This window comes from Agromyces indicus, from assembly GCF_031432295.1.
In the GTDB taxonomy this organism is placed as follows: Bacteria; Actinomycetota; Actinomycetes; order Actinomycetales; family Microbacteriaceae; genus Agromyces; species Agromyces indicus.
On record NZ_JAVKGS010000003.1, the window covers coordinates 672,884 to 690,876 of the forward strand.

Sequence of the window (17,993 nt, forward strand, 5' to 3'; positions counted from 1 at the left end):
TCCTTAGATGAGGTACTGGCTGAGGCCGCGCTTGAGGAAGCGCCCGTCGCCCTTGGCGCCGACGTACGTGTCGTCCTCGACGACGACCTTGCCGCGGCTCATGACCGTGTCGACCTTGCCGTCGATCTCGTATCCCTCCCATGCGGAGTAGTCCATGTTCATGTGGTGGGTCTTCTCGAGGCCGATCGACGTGTGGCCGTTCGGGTCGTACACGACGATGTCGGCGTCGGCGCCGGGCTGGATGACGCCCTTCGTGCCGTACAGCCCGAACATGCGCGCCGGGGTCGTGCTCGTGAGCTCCACCCAGCGCTCGAGCGTGATCTCGCCCGTGACGACCCCCTGGTACATGAGGTCCATGCGGTGCTCGATCGAGCCGATGCCGTTGGGGATCTTGCGGAAGTCGCCGAGGCCGAGCTCCTTCTGGTCCTTCATGCAGAACGGGCAGTGGTCGGTCGAGACCATCTGCAGGTCGTTCGTGCGCAGCGCCTGCCACATCGAGTCCTGGTGGCCCTCGGCGCGGCTGCGGAGCGGCGTGGAGCACACCCACTTCGCGCCCTCGAACGCGCCCCACTCGTCGCTCTTCGCGCCGAGCTGGTCCTCCAGCGACAGGTAGAGGTACTGCGGGCAGGTCTCGCCGTAGACGTTCTGGCCGCGGTCGCGCGCCCAGGCCAGCTGCTCGACCGCCTGCTTCGCCGACACGTGCACCACGTAGAGCGGTGCGCCCGTCAGCTTCGCGAGCATGATCGCGCGGTGGGTGGCCTCCTCCTCCATTTCCCACGCGCGGGCGATGCCGTGGTAGTGCGGGTCGGTCTTGCCCTCGTCGATGAGCTGCTGGGCGAGCACGTCGATCGCGGGCCCGTTCTCGGCGTGCATCATCGTGAGCAGCCCCGTGTCGCGCGACACCTGCATGGCCCGGAGGATCTGCGCGTCATCCGAGTAGAAGACGCCGGGGTAGGCCATGAACATCTTGAAGCTCGTGATGCCCTCGTCGGGCAGCTTCCGCATGGCCGCGAGCGACGCCTCGTTGACGTCGCCGACGATCTGGTGGAACCCGTAGTCGATCGCGCAGTTGCCGCCGGCCTTCTCGTGCCAGGCGGCGAGGCCGTCCTCGATGCGCTGCCCGTAGGTCTGCACCGCGAAGTCGATGATCGAGGTGGTGCCGCCGTGCGCGGCGGCCCGCGTGCCCGATTCGAAGGTGTCGGATGCCTCGGTGCCGCCGAACGGCAGTTGCATGTGCGTGTGCGCGTCGATGCCGCCGGGGATCACGTACTTGCCGGTGGCGTCGATGACCCGGTCGACGGATGCCGCGACATCCGTGCCCATGAGCTCGCTGCCGGGCTGCAGCACGGCGACGATGCGCTCGCCGTCGACGAGCACGTCGGCCTCGACGCGCCCGGTCGCGCTCACCACGGTGCCGCCGGAGATGAGGGTGGTCGTCATTGCTTCTCCTTGTTCCCGGTGGTCGAGTAGGCCGCCTGCGGCCGTATCGAGACCCGGTGACGCGATCTCGGTACGCTCGCTTCGCTCGCTACTCGATCACCGACTCGGTCGGGTTACGGCTTCGGGATGGCCTCGTACGAGTCGGGCCGGCGGTCGCGGTAGAACTGCCACGTGTTGCGCACCTCGCGGATGAGGTCGAGGTCGAGGTCGCGGACGACGACCTCCTCGTGCTCCTCGGAGCCGTAGTCGCCGACGAGGTTGCCGCGCGGGTCGACGAACTGGCTCTTGCCGTAGAAGGTCACCGCGAGGTCGCCGTACTCGTTGTCCTCCTTGCCGACGCGGTTGGGCGCGGCGACGAAGTAGCCGTTGGCGGCCGCGGCGGCGGGCTGCTCGATCTCCCAGAGGCGGTTGGAGAGCGCGGGCTTGGTGGCGTTGGGGTTGAAGACGATCTGCGCGCCGTTCAGGCCCAGCTCGCGCCATCCCTCGGGGAAGTGCCGGTCGTAGCAGATGTAGACGCCAACGGGGCCGACGGCGGTGTTGAACACCGGGTAGCCGAGGTTGCCGGGACGGAAGTAGAACTTCTCCCAGAACTTCTCGAGGTTCGGGATGTGGTGCTTGCGGTACTTGCCGAGGATCTCGCCGTCGGCGTCGACGACCACCGCGGTGTTGTAGTACACGCCGGGCTGCTCCTCCTCGTAGATGGGAAGGATCATGACCATGCCGAGCTCCTTGGCGACCTTCGCGAAGCGCTGCACGATCGGCCCGTCGGCCGGCTCGGCGTAGTCGTAGTACTTCACGTCTTCCGTGATGCCGAAGTACGGACCGTAGAACAGCTCCTGGAAGCAGATCACCTGGGCGCCCTGCTCCTTGGCCTGCCGGGCGAACTGCTCGTGCTTGTCGAGCATCGACTCCTTGTCGCCCGTCCAGGTCGTCTGGGTGATGGCCGCTCGAACGATCGTCATGTTGCCTCCTGAGTCGGTCGGCGCCGTTGCCGCCCGCTGGACAGGCCGTGGGACTAGTGCCTGCCTTGCGTGCCGCGACGCCGAGCAATGGTGCCGAGGACCGTCGTCGGCTGCGGGCCGGCGACGGGTGCCGAACGGGGCTTGCGACCCGTTCTGTTATTCTTCGGCGTGAACATTTCCCTTGTGTTTCAGTCTGTGACGCGGTGGTTAAACATCCTGTCCCCTGCTGCGTGAGGAGGCAATGGTGGGATCTGCTCTTCGCATGGATGTCACCGAGCTGCGCTCGCTCGCGCCCTTCGACGACACGACCCCGCGCGGCATCGCGGGAGACCTGGCACGACTGGTCAACAGCGGCGAACTCGCCGGCGGCGCCCGGCTGCCCACCGTGCGCGAGCTGGCCTCCGAACTGGGGGTGAGCCCGGCCACGGTGAGCCAGGCCTGGCAGGCCCTCGCGCGCGCCGGGCTGATCGAGTCACGGGGTCGTGCGGGTAGCTTCGTGCGGCGCGGTGCCGCCGAGGGTCCCGCCACGCGCATGCGCGGCATGGCCGCACCCGACGACCCGGTGCGGCTGGACCTGTCGCGCGGCACGCCCGACCCGCTCCTGCTGCCGCCGCTCGGCGCGGCGATCTCGCGCATCTCGGCCCGGGCCGACGTCGGCAGCTACCAGGACGAGCCCGTGCTGCCCGCGCTCGCCGCGGTGCTGCGCCGGTCGTGGCCGAGCGACGCCGAGGCCCTCGTGGTCGTCGACGGCGCGCTCGACGCGATCTCGCGCACCCTCGACCAGGTGGTGCGCTTCGGCGACCGCGTCGTCGTCGAGCACCCCGGGTTCCCGCCGTTCCTCGACCTGCTCGACCTGCTCGGCGCCGAGGCCGTCCCCGTCGCGATCGACGAGCACGGGATGTCGCCCGACGGACTCGCGGCGGCCCTGCGACGCCGACCGAGCGCGGTGCTCCTGCAGCCGCGCGCGCAGAACCCGACGGGCGCGTCGATGACGCCCGAGCGCGTGGAGGCGCTCGCGCGCGTCATCCGCTCGGCCGAGGGCGTCGACGACCTCGTCGTCATCGAGGACGACCACTCGGGACTCATCTCGACCGAGGGCGACGTGACCCTCGGCACGCACCTGCCCGGCCGCGTCGTGCATGTGCGCAGCTTCGCCAAGTCGCACGGCCCCGACCTGCGCATCGCCGCGGTCGGCGGGCCGCGCGACCTCGTCGGCCGCATCATGGCCCGGCGCATGCTCGGCCCGGGCTGGACCTCGCGGCTGCTGCAGTCGATCCTGCTCGACCTGCTGACGGACGGCGCCGCGATCGACGCCGTCGCCGAGGCCCGGCGCGCGTACTACACCCGGCAGCGGGCGCTCGGCGACGCACTGCGCTCGCGTGGGGTGCCGGTCGCGCACGCCGACGGGATCAACCTGTGGATGCCCGTCCTGTCGGAGCGGTCGACGCTCGTCCAGCTCGCGGCGGCCGGCATCCGGGTCGCCGGCGGGACGCCGTTCCTCGCCGCGTCGGCGGGCGGGGCCGTGGTGGCGGGGGCGCGCCGCGGGCCCGAGGGCGAGTTCGTGCGGGTCACCGTGGGCGTGGTGCGGGAGGATGCGGCATCCGTCGCCGACGCGCTCGCGAGCGCGGCCCGCCACCTCGCCGCCGGCGGCTACTGAGGGTCACCCCGACACGGGCGAGGCAGGCGAGCGCGCGGGTCAGGCGCGGGAGTGGTTCGGGGCCTTGGCGTAGTGGTCGGGGGACATCGTGAGCTCGGCCTGGCCGGCGGTGATCGAGCGCAGGTCGAGCACGTAGCGCGCGAGCTCGGCCTCGGGCACGTGCGCGACGACGCGGGCTCGCCCGCCGTCGGCCGCCTCGGTCGCGTGCACGCGTCCGCGACGGCCCGACAGGTCGGTGAGCACCGCGCCCTGCAGGTCGTTCGGCACGGTCACCGTCACCGCCGACACGGGCTCGAGCAGCACGGTGCCCGCCTCGGCGAGCGCCGCCTTCACCCCGATGGATGCCGCGGTGCGGAACGCCATCTCGGATGAGTCGACCGAGTGCGACTTGCCGTCGTACAGCTCGACGCGCACGTCGACCACCGGGTGCCCCTGCGGTCCGCCCGCGGCGAGCGCGTCGCGCGCGCCCTTCTCGACGGCGCCGATGTACTGGCGCGGCACCGCGCCGCCCGTGACCGAGTCGACGAACTCGAACCCGCTTCCGGGCGGCAGGGGCGAGACGCGCAGTTGCACGACGGCGAACTGCCCGTGCCCGCCCGACTGCTTCTTGAGCTTGCCCTCGACCTGTGCCGAGCCCGCGATCGTCTCCCGGTACGCGACGGGCGCGGGCCCCGTGTTCACGTGCACCCCGAAGACGCGGGCGAGCCGCTCGACGGCGACGGCGAGGTGGGTGTCGCCGAGGCCCCGCAGCACGGTCTGGTCGCCGGCACGGTCGACCACGAGGGTCGGATCCTCGGCGACGAGCCGCGAGAGCGCGCCCGACATCTTCTCGTCGTCGGACTGGGAGGCCGGGTCGAGGCTCACCGCGTAGACCGGCGGCCGCTCGGGCAGCATCGCCGGGCGCGCCGTGCCGGTGGGCCGCGACCACAGCAGCGAACCCGACGGCGACCCGGTGAGCTTCGCGACCGCACCGACCTCGCCCGCGGCGAGCGTGCCCGCGGTGAGGTGCTCGTTGCCGCGCAGCCGGAACAGCCCGTGGATGCGCTCGTCGGCGCCGGTCGTGGCGTTGCGCAGCCTGTCGCCCGTGCGGAGCGTGCCCGAGAGCACCTTGAGCATCGACACCTGGCCGACGAACGGATCGGCGACCGTGCGGAACACGTGGACGACGGTCTCGCCCGCCGGGTTCGGCGCCACCTTCACCTCGGCGCCGCCCGTGCCCTCCCCGACACGGATGCGCCCGTCGCGATCGGTGGCGGCGGGCGTGAGTTCACAGACGAGATCGGCGACGCGGTCCACCCCCGCTTCGGTGACGCCCGAGCACACGAGCACGGGCACGGCCTCACCCGCCGCGACCTCGCGGGCGAAGGTGCGCTCGAGTTCGGCGACCGAGGGCTCCTGCCCCTCGAGGTACGCCTCGAGCTGGGCGTCATCGTGCGACACGATGTCCTCGGTCACCTCGACGTGCATCCGGTGCTCCTCGTCCGCCGCCTCGGGCGGCAGCGGCTCGTCGTGGTGGTGGCCGGTGTCGTCGTACACGTGCGCCTGTTCGCTGAGCACGTCGGCGATCGCGCGGAACCCGGCCTCCTCGCCGAGCGGCAACTCGAGTGCCCACAGGTGGTCGCCGAACGCGTCGCGCAGTTCGGCGAGCACGCGGCGGAAGTCGGCACGAGCCTTGTCCTCCTGCGTCACGACGACCACGCGCGGCACGCCCGCGGCCTCGGCGGCGGCCCACACGGACCGCGTGCCGCCGGTGACCCCGTCGACCGCGCTCACGACGACGACCGCGATATCCGCGATCGACAGCGCCGCGTCGACGCCGCCCACGAAGTCGGGATGCCCGGGGGTGTCGGCGAGCGTCACCGCGTACGCCGTGCCGTCGGGGCCGGTCCAGTCGAAGCAGGCGAGCGAGAGTCCGAGGCTCGTGTGGCGGGCGATCTCCTCGGGCTCGTGGTCGCAGACGGTCGTGCCGTTCTCGACGCTGCCCGCCCTCGGGATGGCGCCGGCGCGATGCAGCAGCGCCTCGGCGAGGGTGGTCTTGCCCGAGCCGGCCGCGCCCACGAGGGCGATGGTCCGGTGGGTCGGAGTCGATGCGTCGTTCATGGGGCCTCCCGCGCCGCTGCGGATCCGTGGGTCCATCGTCGCGCGGTCGCGCCGCGAGCGCCAGAGGTCGGAGGTCCCGGCGTCTCGGTACGCGGCCTTCGGCGGCTACTCGACCACCGATGCGGCGGCGCGGCGGTCAGCGGTCCCGGTCTCGATACGCGGCCTTCGGCGGCTACTCGACCACCGGTGCGGCGGCGCGGCGGTCGGCGACGAGCGCCCGGGCCTCGGGCGCGACCCGGGCGGCGACGTCGGCGACGAACGCCTCGTCGTCGCCGGTCACGATGAACGTCGAGACGCCGTGGCGGGTCGCGAGGTCGGCGATGACGTCGGGTCGCGCCTCGCGCGGCCCGATGTTCAGCAGTCGACGGATGCCGCGGGGGTCGCGCCCCGCGGCCGTGGCCGCGCGGTCGATGACGGCGTGCCCCGCGTCGAGCGACGCGGTGCCGTCCTCGAGACGCCCGAGCGAGGGCAGCCACCCGTCGGCCGCGCGTCCCACGAGCCGGAGACCCTTGGGCTTCAGCACGCCCAGCCAGATGGGCATCGGCCGCTGCACGGGCGCCGGCCCGCGCTTGGCCCCGCGGATGGGATGGAAGCGGTGGTCGAGGAACACCCCGCCCGCGGCATCCGTGTCGTGCAGTTCGCGGATCACCGCGATCGCCTCGGCGAGCGCGTCGCCCGACTCCGCCGGCGTGCGGACCGGTGCCCCCATCGCCTCGGCGGCCTGTGCGAACCCGCCCGCGCCGAGCGCGAGCACCACGCGGCCGCCGGTGAGCAGGTCGAGGGATGCCGCGGCGCGCGCGAGCACGGCCGGCGGACGCAGCAGCAGGTTGTGCACGTTCGCCGAGATGCGGATGCGGTTCGTGCGCGCGCCGACCCAGCTCATCAGGGTCCAGGTGTCGAGGAACCTCGGCTGGTACGGGTGGTCCTGGAACGTGGCGAACTCGTATCCGGCCTCCTCGGCGGCGACGGCGAGCGCGACGGTGCGCTGCGGGTCGAGCGCGGAGGGCGTGATGAAGGTGCCGAACTCGATGGGCTGGCCGTAGTCGGGCATGCCGCAACGCTACGCCGTTCGACCCGTCCTGCGGCGGGCGGCTTCGAGCAGCGCCGCGACCTCCTCGTCGCTCGTCGGCGAGAAGTCCTCGTAGCGCTGCCCGACCGCGTGGAACGACGCGGGGGTCTCGACGCACACGACCTCGTCGGCCGACGGCACCCGCGCCGCGGCATCCGTCGGCCCCACCGGCACGGCGAGCACCACGCGCCGGGCGCCCAGGGTTCGCGCCACCCGGCACGCCACCTCGGCGGTGGACCCGGTGGCGAGGCCGTCGTCGACCACGATCGCGGTGCGACCCTCGAGCAGGATCGGATCGGCGCCGCGCCGGAGCAGGCGCACGCGTCGTTCGAGCGTGGCGCGCTCGCGGCGCTCCACCGCGGACAGCTGGGCGATCGACACGCCGGCCTGTCCGAGCAGTTCGGCGTCGACCAGGCGCGCGCCGCCCTCGCCGATCGCGCCCATGGCGACCTCCGGCTCGTGCGGCAGGCCGAGCTTGCGCACCACGATCACGTCGAGCGGCAGGCCCAGGCCCCGCGCGACCTCGGCCGCGACCGGCACGCCGCCGCGCGGGAGTCCCAGCACCACGGCGTCCTCGCCGCGGAACCGGTCCAGTCGAGCGAGCAACTGGGCCCCCGCATCGGCCCGATCGCGGAACACCCTTCCATGGTCGCGTCGACGGATGCCGCGGGCAGGGGTCGGAGGTCCCGCGGCACCGGACTCGGGCTCGCCAGACTGGGAGGACGACGGCACGGCGGGAGGATCGCGGTGGACGGTTGGATCACGGCGGGCGACGGCACGCTGACTGCGTCGCCCCTGCCGGAGCCCGAACCGGCGGGCGACGAGCTCGTCGTCGAGGTGGTCGCGTGCGGGGTGTGCCGCACCGACCTGCACGTGATCGACGGCGAGCTGGCGCCCCACCGCTCCCCCGTGGTCCCCGGCCACCAGGTGGTGGGGCGCGTCGTGGGCGTCGGTCCGCGCGTGCAGCGGGTGCGGCAGGGCGACCTCGTCGGCATCGCCTGGCTCCGCGCGACGTGCGGTTCGTGCCGGTGGTGCCGCTCGGGCCGCGAGAACCTGTGCCCGGCGGCGACGTTCACCGGGTGGGACGCCGACGGCGGGTACGCCGAGTACGCCACGGTCTCGGAGGCGTTCGCCTACCCGCTGCCGGCCGACGCCGACCCCGTGGCGATCGCCCCGCTGCTCTGCGCGGGCATCATCGGCCACCGGGCGCTGCGACGCGCCAACCTGCCGCCGGGCGGGCTGCTCGGCGTCTACGGCTTCGGCTCGAGCGCCCACCTGACCGCCCGGCTCGCGATGGCGTCGGGGGCGACGGTCGCGGCGATGACCCGCGGTGCGGCGAACCGCGAGCTCGCACGTGACCTCGGCGCGGCGTTCGTGGGCGACGAGCGAGCGGACCCGCCCGAGCCGCTCGACGCGGCGATCGTGTTCGCGCCGGCGGGCGACCTCGTGCCGCTCGCGCTGCGGGCGACGACGCGCGGCGGCACGGTCGTGGTCGCCGGCATCCACCTGAGCGACGTCCCGGCGATGACCTACGCCGAGCACCTGTTCCTCGAGCGCGACCTCCGCAGCGTCACCGCGAACACCCGGGCCGACGGCGACGAGTTCCTGCGGGTCGCGCGCACCCTCGGGCTGCGGGCGACGGCGACGCCCTACGCGTTCGACCGGGCGCCCGAGGCGGTCGACGACCTGCGCTCGGGGCGGGCGTCGGGCTCGCTCGTGCTCGTGCGCGACGCCTGACCCGGGAGACGGGCGGGGCGCGAGCGGTAGCGTGGAACGATGCGGATCACGGTGCTCGCGGGCGGGGTCGGGGGTGCCCGGTTCGTGCGGGGGCTGCGCGAGGAGTGCGCGCGACGCCGGCCTGCCGGACCCGGCGCGACGCCCGCCGCCGACGGCACCCCGGCGACCGCCGCCGAGCTCACCGTCGTCGTGAACACCGGCGACGACCTCTGGCTCGCGGGCGTACGGCTCATGCCCGACTTCGACTCCCTCCTGTACGCCCTCGCAGGCGTGAACGACGTCGAGCGCGGCTGGGGGCGCGCGGGCGAGACCGAGCGGGTGGCGGCGGAGCTGCGCGAGTGGGGCGTCGGCTGGCCGTGGTTCACGCTCGGCGACCTCGACCTCGGCACGCACCTGGCCCGCACGTCGTGGCTGCGCGACGGGCGCACGCCCTCCGAGGTGGCCGACCGCCTGCAGCGGCGGTGGACGCTCGGCGTCCGGCTCCTGCCGGCGACCGACGCCGAGGTCGACACGCACGTGCGCATCGACCCCGCGTCGCCCGGCGCCGACGGGCGCGACGAACTCCACTTCCAGGAGTGGTGGACCCGGCACCGCGCCGCGATCCCCGCCCTCGGCTTCACGCAGCACGGCATCGCCGCCGCACGACCCGCACCGGGCGTCGAGGCGGCCATCGCCGACGCCGACGTCGTCCTGCTCGCTCCGTCCAACCCGGTGGTGTCGATCGGCACGATCCTCGCCGTCCCGGGCATCCGCGAGGCGCTCGCCGCGACCGCGGCGCCCGTCGTCGGCGTCTCCCCCATCATCGGCGGACGCGTGGTGCGCGGCATGGCCGACGCGTGCCTGTCGGCCATCGGGATCGAGACGGATGCCGCGGCCGTCGCCCGGCACTACGGCGCACGTCGCGCCGCCGACGTCGACCCCGCGGCGACGGGCCTGCTCGACGGGTGGCTCGTCGACGAGACCGATGCGGCCGCGGTGCCCGCGCTCGAGGCCGAGGGCATCGCCGCGGCATCCGTGCCCCTCTGGATGCGCGACCTCGACACGTCGGCCGCGCTCGCCGGCGACGCGCTCGACCTCGCCGAACGCGTGCGCACCGGCCGCTGATCCGCGTCAACCCCGTGCGGGCGAGCGCCGCGACCCGTAGCGTCGCCCGGAGATCGGAGGCGGACGCATGCGCATCGTCATCGTCGGGGCGACCGGCAACGTGGGATCGGGCCTGCTGCGGCGGCTGCAGGAGTCGGAGCAGGAGCACGAGCTCGTCGGCATCGCGCGCCGGCGACCGAACGCCGGCACGGCGCCGTACGCGGACGTCCAGTGGCATGAGGCGGACGTCTCGGACCCGCGCTCGCGCGGGCGGCTCGCCCGGCTCTTCGCCGGTGCCGACGCGGTCGTGCACCTCGCCTGGCTGCTCCAGCCGAACCGGCGCGAGCGCATCATGCGGGCGACCAACGTCGACGGGCATCGGCACGCGATCGCCGCGGCGGTCGACGCGGGCGTGCCGCACCTCGTCGTCGTGACCTCGGTCGCCTCCTACAGTCCCGGCCCGAAGGCGACCCGGGTCGACGAGCGCTGGCCGACCGGCGGCGTGCACACGTCGCACTACAGCCGGCACAAGGCGGCGACCGAGCGGATGCTCGACGCCCTCGAACGGGACCACCCGCAGGTGCGCCTCACGCGCGTGCGACCCGGGTTCGTGTTCCAGCGGGATGCCGCGGCCGAGCTCGCGCGCCTCTTCATCGGCCGGCACCGCCCGACTCGGTGGCTCGGTCGCATCCGCCTGCCCGTCCTGCCGATCCCCCGTCGCGCCGTCGGCCAGGCGGTGCACGCCGACGACCTCGGCGACGCGATCACGCGCATCGTCGAGCAGCGCGCCGGCGGGGCGTTCAACATCGCCGCCGAACCCGTCCTCGACCCCGAGGCGCTCCGCCGTGTGCTCGGCGCCCGGGCGGTCGTGCCGGTGCCGTTCGAGGTCGCCCGGAGCGCGGTGTGGGCGAGCTGGGCCCTCGGCATCCACGCGACCGACCCCGGTTGGCTGGACCTCGCGGTCACCGTGCCGGTCATGTCGACCGAGCGGGCGCGGACCGAACTCGGCTGGGAGCCCCGGCACCGATCGACCGAGGCGCTGCGGGAGGTGCTCGACGGCATCGGGGAGGGCGCCCACGTGCCGGCCTCGCCGCCGCTCTCCCCGTCGTCGCCGCCATCGGCATAGACTGGTCCGGACCGCCGGTCGGGCTTGACCGGTGGAGTCGGCCCGGGATTGGGCCGCGATTCGCCGACGTCTGTCGGGATCCCGAACACGCACGCCATCCCGGAGGTTCCATGCCCGCATCGCCCCGCCCCGCCCGCCGCGCCGTCCGTCGTTCCGGCGCGATCGTCGCCGCCGCGGCATCCGTCGCCCTGCTCGCCGGGTGCGCGGCCAGCGCCGACGCCGGCACCGACTCGCAGGGCACCACGGATGCCGCCGCATCCGGCTTCCCGCTCACGATCGACAACTGCGGCACCGAGGTGACGTTCGAGCAGGCCCCCGAGCGGGTCGTGACCATCAAGTCGTCGACGCTCGAGCTGCTGCTCGCCCTCGGCCTGGAGGACCGCGTGGTCGGCGCCGCCTTCACCGACGGACCCGTGCCGGAGGAGTACGCCGACGCCGCGGAGGGCATCGAGACGCTCTCCGACCGGGTGCCGTCGCAGGAGGCGACGCTCGCCGCCGAGCCCGACCTCGTGTTCGCCGGATGGGAGTCGAACCTCACCGCCGAGGGCGCGGGCGACCGGGCCACGCTCGAGCAGCTCGGCGTGCGCACCTACGTCGCGCCCGCCGCGTGCCAGGGCGAGGGCTACCGGCCCGATCCGCTCACCTTCGACGGCGTCTTCGCCGGGTTCGAGCAGGCCGGCGAGATCTTCGGCGTGACGGATGCCGCGGCCGACCTCGTCGCGGAGCACCGCGCCGCGCTCGACGCCATCGAACCGAGCGACGCCGGGCTCACCGCGCTCTGGTACTCGTCGGGCGACGACCAGCCGTTCGTGGGCGCGGGCACCGGTGCGCCGCAGATGATCATGGAGGCCGCCGGGCTCGAGAACGTGGTCGCCGACGTGCGCGACTCGTGGACCTCGCTGTCGTGGGAGGCCGTCGTCGACGCGGACCCCGACGTGATCGTGCTCGTCGACGCGGCCTGGAACACCGCGGAGTCGAAGATCGCCAAGCTCGAGGGCAACCCGGCGACCGCCGCGATGCCGGCCGTGCAGCAGGGCCGCTACGTGATCGTCGACTTCCCCGCCACCGAGGCCGGGGTGCGCAACGTCGACGCGGTCGCCGCGATCGTGGAGCAGCTCGGGGCGCTCTGATGACGGTGCAGGCGAGCAGGTCGACGGATGCCGCGGGCGCGGCGTCCCGTCGACCCGCGGGCGCCGCGCCGCGCGGCGGGCCCGCGCGTGCGATCGGCGCGGGCCTCGCGCTCATCGGGTTGCTCGCGGCATCCGTCGTGCTCGCCGTGACCATCGGCCCTGCGGGGCTCGCACCGGCCGACGTGCTCGCCTCGATCGCCGCGCACCTCGGACTCGGCGAGGCGACGCTGTCGCCGCTGCGCGACGGCATCGTCTGGGAGCTCCGGATGCCGCGCGTGCTCACCGCCGCCGCGGTCGGCGCGGGCCTCGCGATCTGCGGCGTCGTCATGCAGGCGATGACCCGCAACCCGCTCGCCGACCCGTACCTGCTCGGACTCTCGTCGGGCGCGTCGGTCGGCGCGGTGGTGGTGCTCGTGCTCGGGCTGGCCGTCGCGCTGCCGGTCGCGGCGTTCGCCGGGGCGCTCGCGGCCCTCGCGGCCACGCTCGGCCTCGCCCGGGCCGCGGGAGGACTCAGCCCGACGACCACCGTGCTCGCCGGGCTCGCGGTCTCGGCGGTGTTCGGCGCGATCACGAGCCTCGTCATCTTCTGGAGCGCCACGAACGACAGCTACCGCGAGATCCTCAACTGGCTGCTCGGGTCGCTGTCCGGCGCCGACTGGCCCGCCGTCGCCCTGGCCGGCGGCGCGCTGCTCCTCGTGGGCGTGCCGCTGCTGACGACGGGACGCACGCTCGACGCCTTCGCGTTCGGCGACACCGCGGCATCCGCCCTGGGCGTGCACGTGCCCCGCACGCGGGCGCTGCTGCTCGTCGCGACGGCCCTGCTCACGGGTGCGCTCGTCGCGGTGAGCGGCGCGATCGGCTTCGTCGGGCTGATCCTGCCGCACGCGGTGCGACTCGTGGTCGGCTCGCGTCACCGCGCAATGCTGCCGCTGTCGGCGCTGGCCGGCGCGGTCTTCCTGATCTGGGTCGACACGGGCGCCCGCACGCTCTTCGACCCGCGCGAACTGCCGGTCGGCATCCTCACGGCCCTCGTCGGCGGGCCCGTCTTCGCGGCGCTCATGCTGCGCGCCCGGAGGACCTCGTGAGCGCGCTGCGGCCCGGAGCGGGCCTCGAGGCGTCCCGGGTCTCGTTCGCGCGCGGCTCGCGGCTCGTCGTCGACGGCATCGACATCACCGTCCCCCGCGGCGCGGTCGGGGCGCTCCTCGGCCCGAACGGCGCCGGCAAGTCGACGCTCCTCCACCTGGTCGCGGGCGTCGAGGCAGCGGATGTCGCGGCGCTCACCCTCGACGGCGACGACCTCGTCTCGCTGCGCCGCCGTGAGCGCGCCCGCCGGATCGCGCTCGTCGAGCAGGACGTCCAGGCGCCGACCGGCCTCCGGGCGGACCACGTCGTCGGGCTCGGACGGATCCCGCACCAGTCGGCGTGGGGCGGCGACACGTCGCGCGACCGCGAGATCGTCGCGCGCTCGATGCTCGCCGCGGGCGCCGCCGAGTTCGCCGAGCGCCGCTACGACGAGCTCTCGGGCGGCGAGCGCCAGCGCGTGAACCTCGCCCGCGCGCTCGCGCAGGAGCCCGAGCTCCTGCTGCTCGACGAACCGACGAACCACCTCGACATCCGCGCCCAGCTCGCAACCCTCGGGCTGCTGCGTCGCCTCGCCGACGACGGGCTCAGCGTGCTCGCCGCGCTGCACGACCTGTCGCTCGCGGCGTCGTACGCCGACCACGTCGTGGTGCTCGCGAACGGCGCCGTGGTCGCCGCCGGGCCGCCCGCGGCGGTGCTCACGCCCGAGCTGATCCGCACGGTGTGGGGCGTGGAGGCGCACGTGCTCCGGCATCCGTCGACCGGTCGGCCGCTCATCGCCTTCGCCGAGCGGGCGGACGGGCACGCCGCCGACCCGCCGACGGACGGGACCGACGCGGCGGCGGCATCCGTGATCGCGGGCCCGGGCGGGCCGGAGGGGTTCGCGCCGTAGGGCGGTGACGCGCGGCTCGTCCGGGCGTAGCCTGAGGCGATGAGCGGGCTGAGCGACAACCGGCGGGTCCTCGTCGAATCGGTGGCGGAGGAGTTCCTGCACAATTCGCGACGCGGGCGTCGCCTGGTCGCGGTCGAGGGCGCGTCGGACGCGCCCGCCGCGAGGTTCGCGGACGACCTCGCGGCGATCCTCGGCGAGCGGGGCCAGCACGCGGTGCGGGTCTCGCTGGGCGACGTCGACGAGGCGACGCTGCGCCGCGACACGATCGAGCCGTTTCGTTCCGGCACGCTGCCCGGCGCGGACGAGGACGCGGTGCTGGTCGTCGACGGACGACGGCTCCTGAACGACGCCGTCCGCGGCGTCTGGCACTTCACGGTGTGGACGCTCGCGGGCGACGACCTGCCGCACTCGGGCGTCAACGTCGACGTCGACGTGACCGACGAGGACTCCCCGAAGCGGTACTTCTACGACCTCTGCAAGCTGCCGCCGAGCTTCGGCGAGCGCCGCCCCGCGGCGTCCTAGCCGCAGCATCCGCTCGCGCCGCGGCATCCGCTCACCGCCGGTCTGTGCTCGAGCCGAACCCGGGTGCAGGATGGGGCCATGAGCGAGCGCGGCATCCCGGTGACCACCGTCGACGAGCTGGAGGCGATCGTCGGCACGCCGCTGCCGCGCGTCGCGGCGAAGACGCGCGATCGCCTGCACGAGGTGGACCGGGAGTTCCTCGCCGCGGCACCGCTCGCGTTCGTCGCGACGAGCGACGATGACGGCCGCCTCGACGTGTCGCCGAAGGGCGACCCGGCCGGATTCGCCCTCGTGCTCGACGACACCACGATCGCCCTGCCCGAGCGTCCCGGCAATCGGCGGGTCGACGGGTTCCGCAACATCCTGCGCAATCCGCGCGTGGGGCTGCTGTTCGTCGTGCCGGGCCGCGGCGACACGCTGCGCATCAACGGGCGCGCGACGATCGTGCGCGACGCGCCCTTCCTCGACGACCTGGTCGTGCAGCGCCACCGGCCGGAGCTCGCGCTCGTCGTCGACGTCGAGGAGGTGTTCTTCCACTGCTCGAAGGCGTTCCTGCGCTCGCGCACGTGGGAGCCCGAGACGTGGCATCCGGAGGCCGTGCGTCGCCGCGCGCTCATCGCGAAGGCGATCGAGCAGCCCGCAGCCGCGCTCGAGGAGCTCGACGAGTACTACGGCCCGTCGTACGCCGAGCGGATCTACGGGTAGGCCCGCGTGGGCGCCGACGCGGCATCCGTTCCCGCGCGCGTGCGCTGGGCCGTCGACGTGCTCGCACCGCAGCCCGGCGAACGGGTGCTCGACATCGGGTCGGGCACGGGCGCGTCGGTCGAGCTGCTGCTCGAGCGCCTGGCGGCGACGGATGCCACGGGGCGGCCGTCCATCGTGGCGATCGACCGGTCGGCGACGGCCGTGGCGCGCATCCGGGAGCGCGTCGCCGACGCGGCGTCCGTCGAGGTGGTGCTGACGCCGCTCGCCGCGCTGGACGCATCGCTCGGCCCGTTCGACGCCGCGTTCGGCGTCAACGTCAACGTGTTCTGGACCTCGGCCGCGGTCGCCGAGCTGCGGGCGCTGGCCGCCGCGGTCCGGCCGGGCGGTCGCCTGCTCATCGCCTACGGCATCGGCCCGGTGCCGCTCGCCGATGCGGGGCACCTCGACGGCGTGGAGGCGGCGATCCGGGCGACGCCGTGGTTCTCGGTGACCGACCGCCTCGCGGCCCCGCACGGTTCGGGGATCCTCGCCGAGCGCACCGCGGCCCCCGTCGCCGGGTGACCGCGCCGGCTACGAGAGGATGTCGCGCGTCGCGAAGCGCCACGCGGCGAGGCCGCCGAACACCACCGCGTAGGCGCCCTGCAGGAGGGCGTTGCCGGCGAAGGACTCCCACGATGGCGGCGAACGCAGCAGGTCGGCGAAGTCGAACCAGCGGTCGGTGAACAGGAACGGGTGCAGCCACTCGAGCTGCGGGATGGCGCCGACGATCTGCGCGGTCACCGCCAGGATCGCCGTCGCCGCCATCGCGCCGACCGGCACGACGGTCAGCGTCGACGCGAACAGCCCGATCGCCGAAAGGCCCAGCATCGACACGGCGACGAACGCGCCGATCGCGAGGAAGCGCAGCAGCCCCTCGCCGACCGAGATCTGCCCGCCCGAGAGCAGCGTGACCGGCCCGATCGGGAACAGCGCCCAGCCGACGAGCGTGCCGACCACCACCACGGTCAGGGCCGCGGCGACGCAGAAGGCCGCGGCGACGAGGTACTTGACGACGAGCAGGCGGATGCGGCCGGCCGGGGCGATCACGAGGTAGCGGAGGGTGCCGAGGCTCGCCTCACCGGCGATGGTGTCGCCCGCGACGACGGAGACGGTGAGCGGCAGGAACAGCGGCGTCGCGACGACGAGCGCGGTCACGCCGACGAACAGGCCGTTCCCGGCGATCTGGTCGAGGAACGCCGGTCCGCGCCCGGGGCCGGCGGGCCCGGCGAGCCGGATGGCGATGCCGATGAGGATCGGGATGAGCGCGAGCGCGGCGAGCATGGCCCAGGTGCGCCAGCGCCGGAAGAGGGTCACCAGTTCGGAGCCGAGCAGTGCGAGGCCGAGCGCGGGTCTCGATCCGGGAGCGGGTCGCGGCCCCGATACGGGCGCGTCGCGTCCTGCTCGATCCACGGTCGGTGACGGAGTATGGCGCGCGACGCCCGTATCGAGATCCGGCTCAGGCGACGACATCGAAGCCCTCCCCCGTCAGTTCGACGAAGCGCTGCTCGAGGCTCGTGCGCCGCACGGCGAACCCGCGCACGCGCACGCCGTCGGCGACGAGCGCGACGACGATCGCGTCGGCCGTCGGGGCGCCGGCATCGATTCCGTCGTCAGCGGTGAACCGCGCCGTGACGAGCGCGTCGGATGCCGCGGCGTCCGAGTCGTGCGCCGGCCCGGTGGCATCCGTCGCCAGGCCCAGCCGCTCGAGCGTCGCGCGAGCCGGCCCGGGATCGGGCGTGACGACCTCGACGCGCGACTCGCCGGACCGCCGGAACTCCTCGAGCGTGCCCTGCGCGACCAGCCGCCCCGCGCTCATCACGCCGACGTGCGTGCAGAGCTGCTCGACCTCGGCGAGCAGGTGGCTCGAGACGAACACCGTCGTGCCGTCGGCGGCGAACGAGCGGATGAGCGAGCGCACCTCGCGCGTGCCCTGCGGGTCGAGGCCGTTGGTGGGTTCGTCGAGCACGAGCAGGTCGCGGGGCATGAGCAGCGCGTTCGCGAGCCCGAGTCGCTGCTTCATGCCGAGGGAGTAGGCGCCGGCCTTCTTGCGCGCAGCGTGCGCGAGGCCGACGCGGTCGAGCGCCCCGGCCACGCGGTCCGCGCGGGTCGCGGGCGGGGCGTGCCGGTCGGCGGCGTCGAAGCGGCGGAGGTTCGCCGCGCCCGAGAGGAAGGGCGCGAACGCGGGCCCCTCGACGAGCGCGCCGACGCGCGGCAGCACGTCGTGCAGCGCGCGCGGCATGTCGCCGCCGAGGACGCGCGCCTGCCCCGCGGTCGCACCGACGAGACCGAGCAGCATCCGGATCGTCGTGGTCTTGCCCGACCCGTTCGGGCCCAGGAAGCCGAACACCGACCCGCGCGGCACCGCGAGGTCGATGCCGTCGACGGCCGTCTGCGCGCGGAAGCGCTTGGTGAGCCCGTGCGTCTCGATCGCGAGCTCGGTCACCGGCGCCC

Annotated in this window: 17 protein-coding genes; 10 read left to right on the plus strand and 7 right to left on the minus strand. The window is 74.2% G+C overall.

All coding sequences use genetic code 11. The features are described from left to right. Positions 1 to 3: 3 nt before the first annotated feature. A complete protein-coding gene (gene hydA / locus RH861_RS13135; RefSeq protein WP_310521340.1) occupies positions 4 to 1,440 on the minus strand; it encodes a dihydropyrimidinase in 1,437 nt (478 codons plus the stop codon). 113 nt (positions 1,441 to 1,553) lie between these two features. Continuing rightward, entirely contained in the window at positions 1,554 to 2,402 is an 849-nt protein-coding gene (locus RH861_RS13140; protein WP_310521341.1) for a nitrilase-related carbon-nitrogen hydrolase, read from the minus strand. Between the two features lie 262 nt (positions 2,403 to 2,664). Here RH861_RS13140 and RH861_RS13145 point away from each other — a divergent pair, with 262 nt between their 5' ends. Next, on the plus strand, positions 2,665 to 4,059 hold the full coding sequence (locus tag RH861_RS13145) for an aminotransferase class I/II-fold pyridoxal phosphate-dependent enzyme (RefSeq protein WP_310521342.1): 1,395 nt from the start codon (positions 2,665 to 2,667) through the stop codon (positions 4,057 to 4,059). A 39-nt stretch (positions 4,060 to 4,098) separates the two neighbouring features. Here RH861_RS13145 and RH861_RS13150 read toward each other — a convergent pair whose 3' ends face one another. The 3 genes from RH861_RS13150 to RH861_RS13160 form a co-directional block, all read right to left on the minus strand. Then, positions 4,099 to 6,159 carry an elongation factor G gene (locus RH861_RS13150; protein WP_310521343.1) on the minus strand — a complete coding sequence of 687 codons (2,061 nt, stop codon included), beginning with the start codon at positions 6,157 to 6,159 and terminating at the stop codon, positions 4,099 to 4,101. 172 nt (positions 6,160 to 6,331) lie between these two features. Next, on the minus strand, positions 6,332 to 7,210 hold the full coding sequence (locus tag RH861_RS13155; RefSeq protein ID WP_310521344.1) for an LLM class flavin-dependent oxidoreductase: 879 nt from the start codon (positions 7,208 to 7,210) through the stop codon (positions 6,332 to 6,334). Positions 7,211 to 7,219: 9 nt separating this feature from the next. Then, positions 7,220 to 7,867, minus strand: a complete 648-nt coding sequence (locus tag RH861_RS13160; RefSeq protein WP_310521345.1) for a phosphoribosyltransferase — start codon at positions 7,865 to 7,867, stop codon at positions 7,220 to 7,222. 108 nt (positions 7,868 to 7,975) lie between these two features. Here RH861_RS13160 and RH861_RS13165 point away from each other — a divergent pair, with 108 nt between their 5' ends. The 9 genes from RH861_RS13165 to RH861_RS13205 all read left to right on the plus strand — a co-directional run bounded on the left by RH861_RS13165 (position 7,976) and on the right by RH861_RS13205 (position 16,064). Continuing rightward, complete coding sequence (locus RH861_RS13165; RefSeq protein WP_310521346.1) at positions 7,976 to 8,965, plus strand: zinc-binding alcohol dehydrogenase family protein; 990 nt, start codon at positions 7,976 to 7,978, stop codon at positions 8,963 to 8,965. Positions 8,966 to 9,004: 39 nt separating this feature from the next. Further along, a complete protein-coding gene (cofD, locus tag RH861_RS13170; RefSeq protein WP_310521347.1) occupies positions 9,005 to 10,069 on the plus strand; it encodes a 2-phospho-L-lactate transferase in 1,065 nt (354 codons plus the stop codon). Between the two features lie 67 nt (positions 10,070 to 10,136). Then, entirely contained in the window at positions 10,137 to 11,174 is a 1,038-nt protein-coding gene (locus RH861_RS13175; RefSeq protein WP_310521348.1) for an NAD-dependent epimerase/dehydratase family protein, read from the plus strand. Between the two features lie 110 nt (positions 11,175 to 11,284). Beyond that, positions 11,285 to 12,304, plus strand: a complete 1,020-nt coding sequence (locus tag RH861_RS13180; RefSeq protein WP_310521349.1) for a putative F420-0 ABC transporter substrate-binding protein — start codon at positions 11,285 to 11,287, stop codon at positions 12,302 to 12,304. Further along, complete coding sequence (locus RH861_RS13185) at positions 12,304 to 13,389, plus strand: putative F420-0 ABC transporter permease subunit (RefSeq protein WP_310521350.1); 1,086 nt, start codon at positions 12,304 to 12,306, stop codon at positions 13,387 to 13,389. Before RH861_RS13180 ends, RH861_RS13185 begins: the two co-directional genes overlap by 1 nt. Then, entirely contained in the window at positions 13,386 to 14,276 is an 891-nt protein-coding gene (locus tag RH861_RS13190; RefSeq protein ID WP_310521351.1) for an ABC transporter ATP-binding protein, read from the plus strand. Before RH861_RS13185 ends, RH861_RS13190 begins: the two co-directional genes overlap by 4 nt. Positions 14,277 to 14,315: 39 nt before the next feature. Next, positions 14,316 to 14,798 (plus strand): nucleoside/nucleotide kinase family protein, encoded by a 483-nt coding sequence (locus RH861_RS13195; protein WP_310521352.1) that lies wholly within the window; start codon positions 14,316 to 14,318, stop codon positions 14,796 to 14,798. Between the two features lie 78 nt (positions 14,799 to 14,876). Further along, complete coding sequence (locus RH861_RS13200) at positions 14,877 to 15,503, plus strand: pyridoxamine 5'-phosphate oxidase family protein (RefSeq protein WP_310521353.1); 627 nt, start codon at positions 14,877 to 14,879, stop codon at positions 15,501 to 15,503. A gap of 6 nt (positions 15,504 to 15,509) precedes the next feature. Beyond that, positions 15,510 to 16,064, plus strand: a complete 555-nt coding sequence (locus tag RH861_RS13205; RefSeq protein WP_310521354.1) for an SAM-dependent methyltransferase — start codon at positions 15,510 to 15,512, stop codon at positions 16,062 to 16,064. Between the two features lie 9 nt (positions 16,065 to 16,073). Here the strand turns inward: RH861_RS13205 and RH861_RS13210 are convergent, their stop codons facing one another. Further along, a complete protein-coding gene (locus tag RH861_RS13210) occupies positions 16,074 to 16,856 on the minus strand; it encodes an ABC transporter permease (RefSeq protein WP_486303611.1) in 783 nt (260 codons plus the stop codon). A gap of 142 nt (positions 16,857 to 16,998) precedes the next feature. Then, positions 16,999 to 17,985, minus strand: a complete 987-nt coding sequence (locus tag RH861_RS13215) for an ABC transporter ATP-binding protein (protein ID WP_310521355.1) — start codon at positions 17,983 to 17,985, stop codon at positions 16,999 to 17,001. Positions 17,986 to 17,993 lie beyond the last annotated feature (8 nt).